The 14,595-nt window shown below is 42.4% G+C and carries 11 protein-coding genes and 1 pseudogene; 8 read left to right on the top strand and 4 right to left on the bottom strand.

Annotated features, from left to right (window positions below; translation table 11 throughout):
• Positions 1-210: 210 nt before the first annotated feature.
• Positions 211-411 carry a hypothetical protein gene (locus RMZ95_RS33495; protein WP_322686569.1) on the bottom strand — a complete coding sequence of 67 codons (201 nt, stop codon included), beginning with the start codon at positions 409-411 and terminating at the stop codon, positions 211-213.
• 253 nt (positions 412-664) lie between these two features.
• On the opposite strand from RMZ95_RS33495, the gene mnmE reads away from it, so the two are divergent.
• From mnmE to RMZ95_RS33480, 3 genes are all read left to right on the top strand, one after another.
• Positions 665-2,059 (top strand): tRNA uridine-5-carboxymethylaminomethyl(34) synthesis GTPase MnmE, encoded by a 1,395-nt coding sequence (mnmE, locus tag RMZ95_RS33490; protein WP_322686570.1) that lies wholly within the window; start codon positions 665-667, stop codon positions 2,057-2,059.
• A gap of 60 nt (positions 2,060-2,119) precedes the next feature.
• On the top strand, positions 2,120-2,644 hold the full coding sequence (locus RMZ95_RS33485) for a GNAT family N-acetyltransferase (protein WP_322686571.1): 525 nt from the start codon (positions 2,120-2,122) through the stop codon (positions 2,642-2,644).
• A 229-nt stretch (positions 2,645-2,873) separates the two neighbouring features.
• Positions 2,874-3,428, top strand: a complete 555-nt coding sequence (locus RMZ95_RS33480; protein ID WP_322686572.1) for a Uma2 family endonuclease — start codon at positions 2,874-2,876, stop codon at positions 3,426-3,428.
• 79 nt (positions 3,429-3,507) lie between these two features.
• On the opposite strand, the gene RMZ95_RS33475 is transcribed toward RMZ95_RS33480, so the two are convergent.
• The 3 genes from RMZ95_RS33475 to RMZ95_RS33465 all read right to left on the bottom strand — a co-directional run bounded on the left by RMZ95_RS33475 (position 3,508) and on the right by RMZ95_RS33465 (position 7,042).
• On the bottom strand, positions 3,508-4,980 hold the full coding sequence (locus RMZ95_RS33475) for a DICT sensory domain-containing protein (protein WP_322686573.1): 1,473 nt from the start codon (positions 4,978-4,980) through the stop codon (positions 3,508-3,510).
• Positions 4,981-5,207: 227 nt separating this feature from the next.
• A complete protein-coding gene (locus RMZ95_RS33470) occupies positions 5,208-6,707 on the bottom strand; it encodes a UDP-N-acetylmuramoyl-L-alanyl-D-glutamate--2,6-diaminopimelate ligase (protein ID WP_322686574.1) in 1,500 nt (499 codons plus the stop codon).
• Positions 6,708-6,760: 53 nt separating this feature from the next.
• Entirely contained in the window at positions 6,761-7,042 is a 282-nt protein-coding gene (locus tag RMZ95_RS33465) for a glutaredoxin family protein (RefSeq protein WP_322674786.1), read from the bottom strand.
• A 208-nt stretch (positions 7,043-7,250) separates the two neighbouring features.
• Here RMZ95_RS33465 and RMZ95_RS33460 point away from each other — a divergent pair, with 208 nt between their 5' ends.
• The 5 genes and pseudogenes from RMZ95_RS33460 (at position 7,251) to cobA (ending at position 14,488) form a co-directional block, all read left to right on the top strand.
• Positions 7,251-8,216 (top strand): homogentisate phytyltransferase, encoded by a 966-nt coding sequence (locus RMZ95_RS33460; protein WP_322686576.1) that lies wholly within the window; start codon positions 7,251-7,253, stop codon positions 8,214-8,216.
• Between the two features lie 3 nt (positions 8,217-8,219).
• Positions 8,220-8,693, top strand: a complete 474-nt coding sequence (locus RMZ95_RS33455; RefSeq protein WP_322686577.1) for a tetratricopeptide repeat protein — start codon at positions 8,220-8,222, stop codon at positions 8,691-8,693.
• Between the two features lie 441 nt (positions 8,694-9,134).
• Positions 9,135-11,275 (top strand): annotated as a pseudogene (locus RMZ95_RS33450) (ATP-binding protein).
• Between the two features lie 312 nt (positions 11,276-11,587).
• Positions 11,588-12,814: a tetratricopeptide repeat protein gene (locus RMZ95_RS33445; RefSeq protein ID WP_322686578.1), complete on the top strand. Its 1,227-nt coding sequence runs from the start codon at positions 11,588-11,590 to the stop codon at positions 12,812-12,814.
• Between the two features lie 87 nt (positions 12,815-12,901).
• Complete coding sequence (gene cobA / locus RMZ95_RS33440) at positions 12,902-14,488, top strand: uroporphyrinogen-III C-methyltransferase (protein ID WP_322686579.1); 1,587 nt, start codon at positions 12,902-12,904, stop codon at positions 14,486-14,488.
• Positions 14,489-14,595 lie beyond the last annotated feature (107 nt).

Genomic DNA, 14,595 nt, shown 5'->3' with positions numbered 1-14,595 from the left:
TCTTCCGATCTGGCGATCGTTTGTTGAATTCGGGCGATCGTTTGTTGAATTCGGGCGGTCGTTTATTGAATTTGGGCGGTCGTTTATTGAATTCGGGCGATCGTTTGTTGAATTCGGGCGGTCGTTTATTGAATTCAAGCAGTGATTAGGGTGGGGTAAAGATACCATTTAACTTCCACGCTGTCTTGCTTGTGCCTGTTACCCTGAATGCTATGGATCTTCAGGAAAAACCCATTTCGGCGGTTCCATCATTTTTTTTTGCAGGCGTTCTTGTGCCAACTCCAGCATTTTCTCTAAGGGAGTCTCTTTAATAAATTTTGCGGCTGACTCTCTAAACTCGGTATTGGGGCATTTATCCCCTAAAACACACCCATTAACACAGGCTACAGCGCAGTTAATCTTTTGCTTCACAGTACATTCCTCTCTCTAAAAGTTATAAGTTATAAGTTGTGAGTCATGATTTTCATCTCTAACTCTTCACTGTTAACTCTTTACTATCAGGCATGACCTACAGGTAAATTTTACCTTGCCAGTTGGTATCTCATTAGTCTAAATACTCACTATTTAGAAAGTTATGAGTTATGAGTGAAAGTTATGAGTTATGAGTTATGAGTTATGATTTTTACTCCTCACTCCTCACTCCTCACTTTTATAAAGGGCGCTCATGTCAGAACTGTTTGCTACTACTGGAACTATAGCCGCGATCGCCACTGCTGTTGTCCCCCAACAGGGTAGTGTTGGGATTGTGCGGGTATCCGGTTCTCAAGCAATGGCAATCGCCCAAAGTCTCTTTCATGCACCAGGGCGACAAGTTTGGGAAAGTCACCGGATTCTCTACGGTTATATTCGCCATCCCCAGATGCAACAAATAGTGGATGAAGCTTTGTTGTTGATGATGAAAGCACCCCGTTCTTACACCCGTGAAGATGTAGTAGAATTCCATTGCCACGGGGGAATTATCGCAGTGCAGCAAGTGTTGCAACTGTGTTTAGAAAATGGCGCTAGACTAGCGCAACCTGGAGAATTTACTCTCCGCGCCTTTTTGAATGGACGATTAGATTTAACTCAAGCCGAAGGTATTGCTGATTTAGTCGGAGCTAAATCGCCCCAAGCTGCTCAAAGTGCTTTAGCTGGTTTACAAGGAAAATTAGCTCATCCGATTCGGCAGTTACGTGCTAACTGTTTAGATATCTTGGCAGAAATTGAAGCTCGGATTGATTTTGAGGAAGACCTTCCGCCGTTGGATGATAAAGCGATCGTATCAGAAATCGATCAAATTGCCGCAGAAATAACTAGGTTATTGGAAACCAAAGATAAAGGAGAGTTGCTACGCACTGGTTTAAAAGTGGCGATTGTTGGGCGTCCGAATGTGGGTAAGTCGAGTTTATTGAACGCTTGGAGCCGGAGCGATCGCGCTATTGTGACTGATTTACCTGGTACAACCCGCGATGTTGTCGAATCTCAGTTAGTTGTCGGGGGAATTCCTATACAAGTGCTAGATACAGCCGGGATTCGGGAAACAACAGACCAAGTGGAAAAAATTGGCGTCGAGCGATCGCGTCGTGCTGCCAATGCAGCTGATTTAGTCTTGCTTACCATCGATGCTTCCGCAGGTTGGACAGAAGGCGATGAAGAAATTTATCAAGAGGTACAACATCGTCCGTTGATTATAATAATTAACAAAATCGATTTATTGCAAGAAAGCGAAAGAACAACTCTTCAATCTAAAATCTCAAACCCAAAATCCAAAATTGTCACAGCCGCAGCCCAAAATCAAGGTATTGAAGCTTTAGAAACAGCAATTTTAAAAATAGTTCAATCTGGAAAAGTGCAAGCTGCTGATATGGATTTAGCCATTAACCAAAGGCAGGCAGCAGCCTTAACTCAAGCTAAAATGTCTTTAGAACAGGTGCAAGCGACAATTACCCAGCAGTTACCTCTGGATTTTTGGACAATTGACTTACGAGGTGCGATTCAAGCTTTAGGGGAAATTACCGGAGAAGAAGTAACAGAATCAGTTTTAGAGAGGATTTTTAGTAGATTTTGTATTGGTAAATAAACTATAAAAATTTTTGTTGAATTTTACTGTTCTTTTACTCAAACTTCGATTGATAACTAAATGTACATCTCAATTCGTCAAGCAACTATACAAGATACGGCGATCGTTTCGGATGTGCTATTAGAAGCAGCTTTGTGGCTCCAGCAGAGTGGTAGACCTCTGTGGCATGAGAGTGAGATTTCGCCAAAAAGTATCTCTAAAGATGTTGCTAACGGCTTGTTTTTTATTGCTGAGTGGGCAGGTGAACCAGCTGGTACAATCAAGTTTCAACTAGAAGATTTACTTTTCTGGCCTGACATTTCTCAGGAAGATTCAGCATTTTTACATCGCTTTGCAGTTCGACGGCATTACTCCGGCGGTAAAGTCTCTTCAGCACTTCTAGCTTGGGCTGTTGAACAAACACAAACACTTGGCAGACATTATTTACGTCTAGATTGCGACGCTTCACGTCCACGCCTTAAAGCAGTATATGAACGTTTTGGTTTCCGTCATCACAGCGACAAACAAGTTGGTGCTTATTTTGTCTCTCGCTACGAATATAAAATATCTCCAATGTATAAAATGCGTAATATCATGTCCGCATAATTAGTTATACTAACCACAGTCATTACACCCCACCCCCAACCCCTCCCCGCTCTTCGGGAGGGGAGACAAAGCGCAGCTTTGGCGAGGTGGGGTTCTTCGGGTTTAATAAGCAATCAAGCGGACATGATATAAGTCCTAAAAACAATGTCTGATGAGCTAGCCGGTGCTTCATTCTAAAATCAAAGTAAACCTCTTGTCTAAGTGGTAGAAAAAAGGCTAAATAAGAATTATGACTGTAACTACCTATAAATGGACAATTAAACGTTATCACCAAGCAATAGAGGCAGGTATTTTTGACGACCAGCCCATTGAACTATTGCGCGGCGACCTCATTGTTATGCCTCCAGAACGAGAATCTCACGCCTACTACAACACAGAAGCAGCTGATTATCTTCGCACACTGCTCGGTGAACGGGTAAAAATCCGCGATGCAAAACCCGTTACCTTACCCAACGATTCAGAACCTGCTTCCGATGTTGCGATTGTCAAACCTTTAGGTAAGGTCTATTTAGAACACCATCCTTACCCAGAAGATATCTTTTGGGTAATTGAATTCTCCAAAGCCACTAGTAGCAAAGATTTAGGTGACAAAAAAGACATCTACGCTGAGGCTGGTATTGTTGAATATTGGGTTGTCAACCTGAAGACTCCGCAGTTAAAAGTATTTCGTGACCTAGAAAATGGGGAATACAAGACCGAACTGACACTAACTACAGGTACTATTTCACCCCTAGCCTTTCCTGATGTATCCGTCCGAGTTGAGCGCCTTATAAGTAAGACCTAGTACAGCGTATTATGGAAAGGGCGTAGGAGTTATAAGTTATGAATTATAAATCGATCGCTCATAACTCATAACTTATAACTCATAACTCATTTTCTGTCGCGATCGCTCTTGGCATATTACCAGCAGTTGCCAGTTGCACTGTAAAAGTAGAACCTTCAGATAATTTACTTTTTACAGAAATAGATCCACCACAGCGCAGCAGCAATTGCTGTACTATCGTTAACCCTAACCCAGCACCGCCATTATCTTCGGTTGCTGTTGTACGCACGCGATAAAAGCGATCGAAAATTTTGGGAATTTCGTTTTCCGCAATACCGATACCTGTGTCGCGGAATTCTAATTGGACATAATCGCCTTGATTACGGGCACGCACCCATACTTGACCTCCATTAGGAGTAAACTTAAGACTGTTGTGCAACAGATTAATCACAATTTGCCTTAGCTTACCAGTCACGCACCAAACAGATGGGAGTTCAGTCGGTACGGTGTAGGCTAGCATAATTCCTTTTTCTTGGGCTACAGGTTGGTAAGTACTAACTACTCCAGGTACTATATCTGAGAGACGCACCAACTCCAAAGTCGTCCCGTCAAAATTCTGTTCTAGCTGCACCAGTTCCAAGAAACCAGTAATCAGGGAGTTTTGCTGATCGCACTGGGTATTTAACATCTGTAAATAACGTTGTCGTTGCGGGGGTTTCAGATTAGGGGAATTTAATAACGAAAGTGCTGTCTTCATGTGTGTCAAAGGTATACGTAGTTCCTGACAGACATTTTTCAGGTATTCATCTTTGAGTTGCTCTTTGTTGTGCAGTTCTTGATTTTGCTGTTCCAACTTATTAGTACGTACTGTGATGATTTGACGATTAATTTCATCTTGTCGGAGGAGTTGTTTTGCCAACAGTTGATTCATCAGTGCAGGTTGGGGCACGGTTGGACAAATAAAACTAGCAGGTAAAATTGAGGATGATTCTGGCGCAATCGCTTGTTGGATACCATTTAATACTTGCTGAATTACTCTCCCCTCAACAGTAGTTATAATCAGCAACGGCTGGTTTTTATTAGTATTTACCTTCCCCGATGTCTGATTTTTGCGTTTTTTAAGTGGTCGATGAGCCAAAATTAAACTGCAAAACTGTGGCGATAACACCATCAGAAAGTTTTCCCGCCGCATTTGGCTATTTGGTGGTAGATGAACGGGGACATAATTAGATGATGGGGATGAAGGAGATGAGGAGATATTTAATCTTCCCTCTCCCTTGTCTTCCCCTGCTTCCCCTGCTTCCGTTTTCCTACTCTCGTCAATCTGGCAACTATAAATGAGACTAGACGCACCTACCGAGGATTGATAACGCGCTAATTCTGATTGCCAAATTTTATCTGGTGGTAGCTTCACCCAGAGAGTGGCTGCAATTTGCTGCTCAATGAGTAAGTCAATTTGCGCTCTCACCAGTGATAGCAGAGTAGCAGGACTGAGGGACAATGGTTTCGGAGGCGCTTGCACTCCCATAACCAGTTGATAAACAGACAGATCCTTAGCCAGAGAAACATTCATGAGTCAAGCACAACTTGGATGAAGCAAGAAATAATTCTGTCTTCGATTTTCACCTTTATATGTGCATTTTTTACAAAATCACCACGGAAAAAAACATTAACTATAAAAAACTCTATCCACGAGGGGATGGGGGAGCAGGGGAGCAGGGGAGCAGGGAAGAAATTGCAGTAAGTTTTTCTCCTCTGCCCCTCTGCCTCTCTGCTCCCCTGCCTCTTCCAATGCCCAAATTATTGTACGTTAAGTCTTTGCTGTAAAGCCTCGCGGGCGTGTTCTCGGTCGTCAAAATGGATTTTTTCGGTGCCGAGAATTTGGTAATCTTCGTGACCTTTACCAGCAAGCAGCACTCCATCACCGGGTTGTGCTTGTAAAATAGCGGTACGAATTGCGATCGCTCGATCGCAAATTACTCTTGGCTGCACTGTATCAGCTATTCCCGCTAAAATATCTTGCAAAATCCTTTCTGGATCTTCAGTGCGGGGATTATCTGATGTCACCACTGCCACATCAGCTAACTCAGCAGCAATTTTACCCATTTTTGGGCGCTTAGTGCGATCGCGATCGCCTCCACAACCAAATACACAAATCACTTTTCCAGGTATAAACGGACGCGCAGCTTTCAATAAATTTTCTAAGCTATCGGGCGTGTGGGCATAATCCACAATCACGCTAATATCTTGCTCAGTACTAATCTGTACCCGTTCCATCCGTCCGGGAACTCCAGGGAACTCAGGTATCACAGCTGCCACTAACTGTAAATCTAGCCCTAAGTGCAAAACTGCTCCTACGGCTGCTAAAAGATTTTCTAAATTATATTGTCCGACTAGGGGCGATTGAAAAGCCACATCACCTTTTGGTGTATGTAATGTCCCACTAACACCATTTGGCTGGTAACTTAAATCGCTCATCCATAAATCAGCGCTGTTGTCGTTGACGCTGTAACTCCAAACGCGTTCGGAATCTAACGAGGCAATTAACCGCTTCCCGTAGGAATCATCAGCATTAATTATTGCCCGTCCCTTGAGATAATTAGGACTAAACAATAACGCTTTGGCAGCAAAGTAATCTTCCATATCGCTGTGATAATCGAGATGGTCTTGAGTAAGATTACTAAATACCCCTACCTCAAATTCACAACCCAACACTCTACCTTGGGCCAAAGCGTGAGAACTGACTTCCATCACCCCAAACTCACTACCAGCCTTTACAGCTTCTGCTAGCTGCTGTTGCAGTTCCACTGCAAAGGGTGTAGTGTGGGCAGCAGTTTGCTCAAAACCTGCCCAACGAGTGTAGAGAGTTCCCATCAAAGCTGTAGCTAAATTAGCTTTGTTGAGGAGAAATTCAATTAGATGAGTAGTTGTAGTTTTGCCATTTGTACCAGTCACACCTACCAACTTGAGTTTTCGCCCTGGATAACCGTAAAAAGCACTGGCTATCTGCGCACAAGCTTGAGTGATGTTACTTGCACTAATGACCACAGCCTGATTTGTGGGAGGATTTTTTTGTGCAGCTTCGGGAGAAACGATCGCAGCGACAGCCCCTGATGCGATCGCACTTTGCCAAAATTCCCCACCATCAACCCGCGTTCCTGGCATCCCAATAAACAAATCACCCACACGACAAGCATGGGAATTCGTCTTTAAACCCCTAACTTCCACATCCTCTAAAGTTGGATAACTAGGCAATTGCTCAACACTGTCTACCGCTGTTAGTAATTCCCGCAATTTCATTTTGTGAACCTCGTCACATTCTTGATCTTGCGCTTATTCTGCATTATTTTTTTCTAATTGGCTAAATATTTACGCAACATTTGCTCCAATTGCTGCACGTTAGCACGAGGAGAAGGACGCGGCAATGGTTTCTCACTTCCCTCTGCGCCCTCTGCGCCTCTGCGGTTCGATAAATAAAGCACCGGCACTTCATACTGATACGCAGCAAACCAATCTTCACGAGTTGTAATATCCCTAACTTCCAACTCGAAACTGAGATTTTGGATTTGTTCTAGCTTTTCTTGCAAGCCTTCACATAAATGACAGCCGGGTTTACTGTATAAAATTAGTCGCATTCTTGATATGAGTTGGCGCAAGAAGTTATAAGTTTAGAATAACGTAGATGCTTCTCCTGTCGGAGACGCTACGCGAACGGCTTGTCGCAGCCACAGCAGAGGGCACGAAGTAGAAGGATGAAAGCTCATTGATTCATGAAAGTAGTCTAATGACCAAATTCTGTGACAATGATTAACAACCAACCAGAATACTGTATTTAAGCTACTCATGAGCCAAAGTTCTCAAAACAGCCCTTTACCAGGCAAACCTGTTCAATCATATTTCCAGTGGTTATACGCCTTCTGGAAATTCTCTCGCCCTCATACGATTATTGGTACAAGTCTGAGTGTTTTGGGTTTATATTTAATTGCCATTGCCATCAGTAGAGACGCAATGAATGTTGTCTCTACGTATTCTCTATTCCCTGTTTTTGGTGCATGGATTAGTTGTCTGTGTGGCAATGTTTATATTGTGGGGCTGAATCAATTAGAAGATGTAGAAATCGACAAGATTAATAAGCCTCATTTACCCTTAGCGTCTGGTGAGTTTTCCCAGCAAACTGGGCAATTAATTGTTGCTTCTACTGGAATTTTGGCGCTGGTTGTGGCGTGGCTAACTGGCCCGTTTTTATTGGGTATGGTAGCAATTAGTTTGGCCATTGGTACTGCTTATTCTTTACCACCAATTCGCTTAAAACAGTTTCCTATTTGGGCGGCGCTGTGTATTTTTTCGGTGCGCGGTACGATTGTTAACTTAGGTTTATATCTGCATTACAGTTGGGCGTTACAACAAAACCAAACAATTCCGCCTGTGGTATGGGTGCTGACGTTATTTATTTTGGTGTTTACCTTTGCGATCGCCATCTTTAAAGATATCCCGGATATGGAAGGCGATCGCCTCTACAATATTACTACTTTCACCATCAAACTTGGCCCTCAAGCTGTGTTCAATCTATCTCTTTGGGTAATAACTGCCTGTTATCTGGGAATAATTCTGGTTGGGGTGCTACACGTCGCCTCAGTTAACGCTATATTCCTGGTAGTTACTCATTTGGGGCTGTTGGCTTGGCTGTGGTTGCGGAGTTTGACGGTAGACTTACAAGAGAAAAGTGCGATCGCTCAATTCTACCAATTTATCTGGAAACTCTTTTTTATGGAATATCTGATTTTTCCTATCGCCTGTCTTTTGGCTTAGACAATGCTAGAAACCTTTCCTACTAGTTCGATTATCGCTGCTGTTGCAGTTGTTCTGAGTCTGTCAATCCTTGGCTATTTCGCCTGGAAAACTTTGATTACCTCAGATTTGTTTCAAAAAGGTATCAATCTTGCCCAAGCAAAAGATTACCAAGGTGCAGAAGCAGCTTTTCGCAAAGTGATTTCCATCAACTCTACAAATGACGTAGTGCGCTTGTTTTTGGGAGATGTTTTAAACCAGCAAGGACAAGTAGAAGAAGCAACAGAATTATTTCGGGAAGTAATTCGCCGCAGTCCGAAAAATCCTGATGCTTACTTGCGGCTGGCAAATATTCTCATGCAGCAAGAGCGAGAAGAAGAAGCTAAAACTAACCTGCAACAAGCTAAAGATTTATTACAAAAACAGCGCCAACTTGAAAAAGCTAAAAAAATCACTCAACTGTTAGATAAAATGAGTGCTAAGTCAAGCGAATCTTAACTTGAATGAGAATTGCAGAGATTGAATTTTCCTATTGTGTCTCCTAATTTTTTGCCATTCCCATCATTATGATGGGAATGGTTTTTATTTGATAACTTAGTAGTGTATACCATAATTATGTCCGCAATTTCCGCAAGTTTGACCACTCTCTTCATAGCCATTACAATTGCAATCGGATGGACGACAAGCTCCATAGCCACAATTAATTGATTTAGGCTTGATAAGAGAAAATCTTGGGAATTTTCAATGATTAATTTTTGCAAAACAGTAATAATACTAACAGCCTTTTTGTTTTTAAAGATATATTGTAATTGGCTTAAGTAGTAGAGACATTAGACACACGTATCATTAAGATTTTGGTACTAGAATAGTATTAAGCAAGGGCAGAGATTTAATAATAGATTTTATAGCTTAAAGAATCAAGTATTTATGTCAAATATAATATCAGAATTGTGGACTAACTTTTTTACATCAGAATTATTTATTCCACATGGACACTGCTATCTATGGCAAACGAATTTAGTTTGGTTACACATATTATCTGACGCATTCATTGCACTAGCTTATTACTCGATTCCAGCTACACTCTTCTACTTTGTCCGCAAGCGACAAGATTTGCCCTTTGATTGGATTTTTTTGCTGTTTGGTGGATTTATCGTAGCTTGTGGCACTACTCATTTAATGGAGATTTGGACACTTTGGCATCCAACTTATTGGGTGTCGGGGTTTCTCAAAGCAGCAACTGCAACAATATCTGTAATTACAGCATTAAAGCTTGTGCCTTTAGTTCCACAAGCACTGGCACTTCCTAGCCCTACTCAATTAGAACAAGCAAATCAAGAACTTCAAACACAAATAAGCGAACGCTTATGGGTAGAGGAGGAACTGCGAAAATACCAGAATCATCTCGAAGAAATGGTTGCTGTTCGCACCAATGAAATTACTAAGACTAACGAGCAATTACAACAGGAAATTCTTGAACGTCAACGCATCTTAGAAATTCTCCGACAAAGCGAAGAACGCTACCGTTACTTGGCTGAGGCAATTCCTCAACTTGTCTGGACAACTAAGCCTAACGGTGAATGTGATTTTTTTAATCAAAATTGGTGCGAATACACAGGGCTAACGTTAAAACAATCTTTGGGTTCTGGTTGGTTGGCTGCCTTGCATCCAGATGATGTTCAAAGAGCTGATAAAGTGTGGTCTGATGCTGTTAAAAATAGCACTATATATAACAATGAATATCGTTTTAAACGAGCTGCTGATGACTCCTATCGTTGGCAGCTAGCGCGAGGTTTACCACTCAAAGATGAGCAAGGTTTTGTAGTCAAGTGGTTTGGAACCTGTACGGATATCCACGAGCAAAAACAAATACTTGAAGAACGAGCGCACCTACTGGAATTAGAACAAGTAGCACGAGCGAAAGCAGAAACGGCCAATCGAATTAAAGATGAATTTTTAGCCGTCCTCTCTCACGAACTACGCACTCCACTCAACGCAATTCTCGGCTGGTCAAAGTTATTGCAAACGCGCAGATTAGACCAAACAAAGACATCTGAAGCCCTAGCCACAATCGAGCGAAATGCTACCTTACAAGTTCAACTCATTGAGGACTTGCTGGACATCTCCAGAATTTTACAAGGTAAACTGACGCTGAATATCACGAAGATTAATCTAAAGTTTACAGTATTGTCGCATTAGAGACAATGCAGTTAGCAGCAGAAACAAAGTTGATTGAGGTAAATACAGTATTTGAACCTGGTGTGGGACAAATCATGGGCGACTCGACTCGTATGCAGCAAGTCGTCTGGAATCTCCTTTCTAACGCAATCAAATTTACACCCAGGGGAGGAAAGGTAGAAGTGCGACTTCAGGAAACTGATGGCTATGCTCAAATAATCGTTAGCGATACGGGTAAGGGAATTAGCGCTGACTTTTTGCCATTCGTGTTTGATTACTTCCGCCAAGCAGATAGCACCTCTACGAGAAATTTTGGTGGATTAGGACTGGGATTGGCAATTGTGCGTAATATCATCGAAATGCATGGCGGCATTGTCAAAGCAGATAGCCACGGTGAGGATAAAGGGTCAATATTTACTGTTAGCTTACCGCTTCTAGCAGATGAAAGTCCAAGGCTGACGGATGAAAAAAACTACCCTACATTCTTAGCTAGTAAATCCTTACCTCTGAATGACATGAGGATTTTAGTTGTCGATGATGATACTGATTCACGAGATTTTGTTGCTTTTGTATTAGAGCAAGATGGGGCTTTTGTGATGACAGTATCTTCCGCTGAAGAAGCATTACAAGCCTTAGCAGAGGTCAAGCTAGATGTGTTGGTAAGCGATATTAGTATGCCCGATATGGATGGCTATATGTTAATACATCAAGTCAGAACTCGGACACCAGAACAAGGTGGGCAAATTCCAGCAATTGCCTTGACTGCCTTTGCCAGAAACAATGACCAAGAAAAAGCTCTAAACGCTGGGTTTCAGATGCATTTATCCAAACCTCTTAACCCAGAAAAATTAATTGCAGCGATTGTTAAATTGATGGAAACAAAAGTGTCAGCAATTACTTAAAAACGACTTTTTACTTTTAAAAAAGCACTATCTATTAGATTTTTTGCATGAATCAAAAGCCCTCACCCTAAATCCCTCTCCCAACCTTGTGAGAGGGACTTTGAAATGTCTATTGTGTAGAAATAGCCATTTATATGAGATTACACTTGTATCAGGTTAGCTTAATCACTTATAATTCCAGCTATAACCTCGCCAAAGCTACACTTTTGCTCTCCTAACAGCAAGTTAGGAAGGGCTGAGATAGGGTTTTTTGACGATCGCAATTAACCGAACTTGATATTAGATGTAAACCAAGCAGGTAAGGTAAGAAAAATGCTGAAAAACAAGAATCTACTGGTAGCAGCTATTATCTGCTTGTGTTTGAGTAATGGGAATACTGCCTTTGGTCAAAATGTTGGCGTTATTTTAGCAAAAATTCAAAATACTCAGTCCGCAGTTATTCGGAACAAAAACGCAGTTGCTAACTTCGAGCAAGGAAGCAATCTTTATAAACAGGGAGATTTAAAAGGAGCGGAGGCGGCTTTTCGGAAGGCAATTGAACTAGAACCCAATTTTGCACAAGCTTATATTGCCTTGGGAAATACTCTCGACGATCGCGGTAAACCACAAGAAGCGATCGCTCAATACAATAAAGCCATTAGTCTCGATCCTCAAGACTCTAGAGCATATTTTAATTTAGGTTTGACTTTAGCAAGACTCAATCAATTAGAACCTGCGATCGCCCAATACAAAAAAGCCATCAGCCTTGAACCCAAGTATGCTGAAGCTCACTATAACTTAGGAAACGCTTTCTACGCTCAAGGCAAGCTAAAAGAAGCAGTTACCGAATATACAGCAGCTATTCGCCTCAAACCAGACTATGCGCCGACTTACACCCGTTTAGGAAATGCTCTCTACGATCGAGGTGAGCTAGCAGAAGCAGTTACCCAGTATAAAAAATCTATTAGCTTCGATCCTAACTATGCAGACGCTTACTATTACTTAGGAAACGCCTTGTACGCTCAAGCAAAGCCAACAGAAGCAATCGCCAACTATACCGAAGCCATTCGCCTCGCTCCGAAAAACCCAGCAGGTTATAATGCCTTGGGAAATACTCTGTACGCTCAAGGCAAACTAGAAGAAGCGATCGCACATTACCAAAAAGCCATCAGCTTCGCTCCCAACTATGCAGACGCTCATTATAATTTAGCAAGTGCTTTTTACGCTCAAGGCAAGCTCACAGAAGCAATCGCTGGCTATACCGAAGCGATTCGTCTCGATCCCAAACACGCACAAGCTTACACAGGTTTAGGAAATGCAATGGACGATCGAGGTAAACCTCAAGAAGCGATCGCACATTACAAAAAAGCCATTAGTCTCGTTCCCAATGATGCATTCACTTACTATAATTTGGGAATCACTTTGGGAAGACAACAACAGCCAAAAGAAGCGATCGTTAATCTCAAAAAAGCCAGAGAATTATTCCAAGCTGAGAAAAACAAGGAGATGATTGAGCAAGTCGATCGGCTAATCGAAAAAATTAATACCCAAACGGATTGAATAAAAGGATTGGGCATTGGGCATTGGGCATGGGGCATGGGGCATGGGGCATTGGGCATGGGGAGAATGACAAATGACAAATGACAAATGACAAATGACAAAGGCAAAGTCTACCTCGTAGGTGCTGGGCCTGGAGATGCAGCATACCTGACAGTAAAAGCTTACAATCTCTTAGCTACTGCTCAAGTATTAGTCTACGATGCTTTAGTAGATGCTCAATTATTGCAGTGCGTACCAGATGATTGCCTGAAGTTAGATGTTGGTAAACGCGGTGGCAAACCCAGTACAAGCCAAGCACAGATTAACAAGTTACTGGTAAAACACTGTCTGCAAGGAAAACAAGTTATACGGCTCAAATCAGGCGATCCGTTGATTTTTGGGCGTTGCACCTCCGAAATTGAAGCCTTGAAAGCATCCGGTTGTGATTTTGAACTAGTACCAGGAATTTCCTCAGCCCTCGCTGCACCTTTATTGGCAGGAATTCCCCTGACAGATCCGGTGTTAAGCCGCACTTTTGCAGTGCTTACAGCTCATGAACCAGAGATTTTAGATTGGGAAGCACTGTCACGCTTAGAGACACTGGTAATTTTAATGGGAGGGCGACATCTAGGAGAGATTGTAGATCGACTGGTGCGGCATGGGCGATCGCACATAACACCCATTGCCATCATCCGTTGGGCAGGAACTCCCGAACAACAAATTTGGACGGCGCAACTGGGCAATATTCTAGAACAAACCGCCGGATTATCCCTTTCTCCGGCGGTAATTGTGATTGGCGAAGTTGTTGGGCTACGCAAGTACTTACAACCTGAGAAAATAGATTGTCAGGTTTCTACTACAGGCAAAACTTTTAGCCCCCCTGCTATGTCAAGCAATTTCCCCCTATCTCCCCTTACTGGTAAAATGATCTTGGTGACACGCTCAATTGGGCAATCGAGTCAATTTAGCGATCGCCTCATTGCATCAGGTGCAACAGTCATCGAAATGCCTACCTTAGAAATCGGCCCCCCCTCCAGTTGGGAAGCTTTGGATAATGCGATCGCTCATTTATCTGACTTCGACTGGTTAATTCTCACTTCTACCAATGGCATAGACTACTTTTTTGAAAGGCTAACTACGCAAGGTAAAGATAGCCGTGCCTTAGCTGGCATCAAAATTGCCGTCGTTGGTGAGAAAACAGCCCAAAGTCTCAAACAACGCTCCCTGCAAGCAGATTTTATTCCCCCCAACTTTGTTGCCGATTCTTTAGTGGAAAATTTCCCAGATAAATTAGATGGTAAAAAGGTGTTATTTCCCAGAGTTGAAAGCGGCGGCAGAGAAGTTTTAGTTAAGGAATTAACTCTCAAGGGAGCAAAGGTGATAGAAGTTGCGGCATATCAATCTTGTTGTCCTAGTAGTATTCCACCTGCGGCAAAGTTAGCTCTCCAAAACCGCAAGGTAGATGCAATCACCTTTGCCAGTTCTAAAACTGTACAATTTTTCTGTCAACTTACTAATAGTATATTTGCCAACAACTCCGATCCTAGCCAATTATTAGAGGGAGTTTGTATTGCCTCTATTGGCCCCCAAACCTCTAAAACTTGCCATGATTTATTCGGACGCGTGGATGTAGAAGCCGAAGAATACACTTTAGATGGTTTAACCCAAGCACTGATCGTATGGGCGACTTCGTAGATAAGGGGGCAGAGGGGCAGGGGAGCAGGGGAGCAGGGGAGCAGAGGAGAATAACTACTGACAAATGACAAATGACAAATGACAAATGACAAATGACAAATGACAAA

It is taken from the genome of Nostoc sp. DedQUE07, assembly GCF_034530975.2.
Classification (GTDB): Bacteria; Cyanobacteriota; Cyanobacteriia; order Cyanobacteriales; family Nostocaceae; genus Nostoc.
The sequence above is the reverse complement of the archived record's forward strand: the minus strand, read 5'-3'. Positions and strand labels throughout refer to the sequence as shown.

Bases quoted from the DNA above. Each gene is read 5' to 3' on its own strand.
- mnmE (WP_322686570.1), top strand. From the start codon at position 665: ATGTCAGAACTGTTTGCTACTACTGGAACTATAGCCGCGATCGCCACT.
- RMZ95_RS33485 (WP_322686571.1), top strand. From the start codon at position 2,120: ATGTACATCTCAATTCGTCAAGCAACTATACAAGATACGGCGATCGTT.
- RMZ95_RS33480 (WP_322686572.1), top strand. From the start codon at position 2,874: ATGACTGTAACTACCTATAAATGGACAATTAAACGTTATCACCAAGCA.
- RMZ95_RS33475 (WP_322686573.1), bottom strand. From the start codon at position 4,980: ATGAATGTTTCTCTGGCTAAGGATCTGTCTGTTTATCAACTGGTTATG.
- RMZ95_RS33470 (WP_322686574.1), bottom strand. From the start codon at position 6,707: ATGAAATTGCGGGAATTACTAACAGCGGTAGACAGTGTTGAGCAATTG.
- RMZ95_RS33465 (WP_322674786.1), bottom strand. From the start codon at position 7,042: ATGCGACTAATTTTATACAGTAAACCCGGCTGTCATTTATGTGAAGGC.
- RMZ95_RS33460 (WP_322686576.1), top strand. From the start codon at position 7,251: ATGAGCCAAAGTTCTCAAAACAGCCCTTTACCAGGCAAACCTGTTCAA.
- RMZ95_RS33455 (WP_322686577.1), top strand. From the start codon at position 8,220: ATGCTAGAAACCTTTCCTACTAGTTCGATTATCGCTGCTGTTGCAGTT.
- RMZ95_RS33445 (WP_322686578.1), top strand. From the start codon at position 11,588: ATGCTGAAAAACAAGAATCTACTGGTAGCAGCTATTATCTGCTTGTGT.
- cobA (WP_322686579.1), top strand. From the start codon at position 12,902: ATGACAAATGACAAAGGCAAAGTCTACCTCGTAGGTGCTGGGCCTGGA.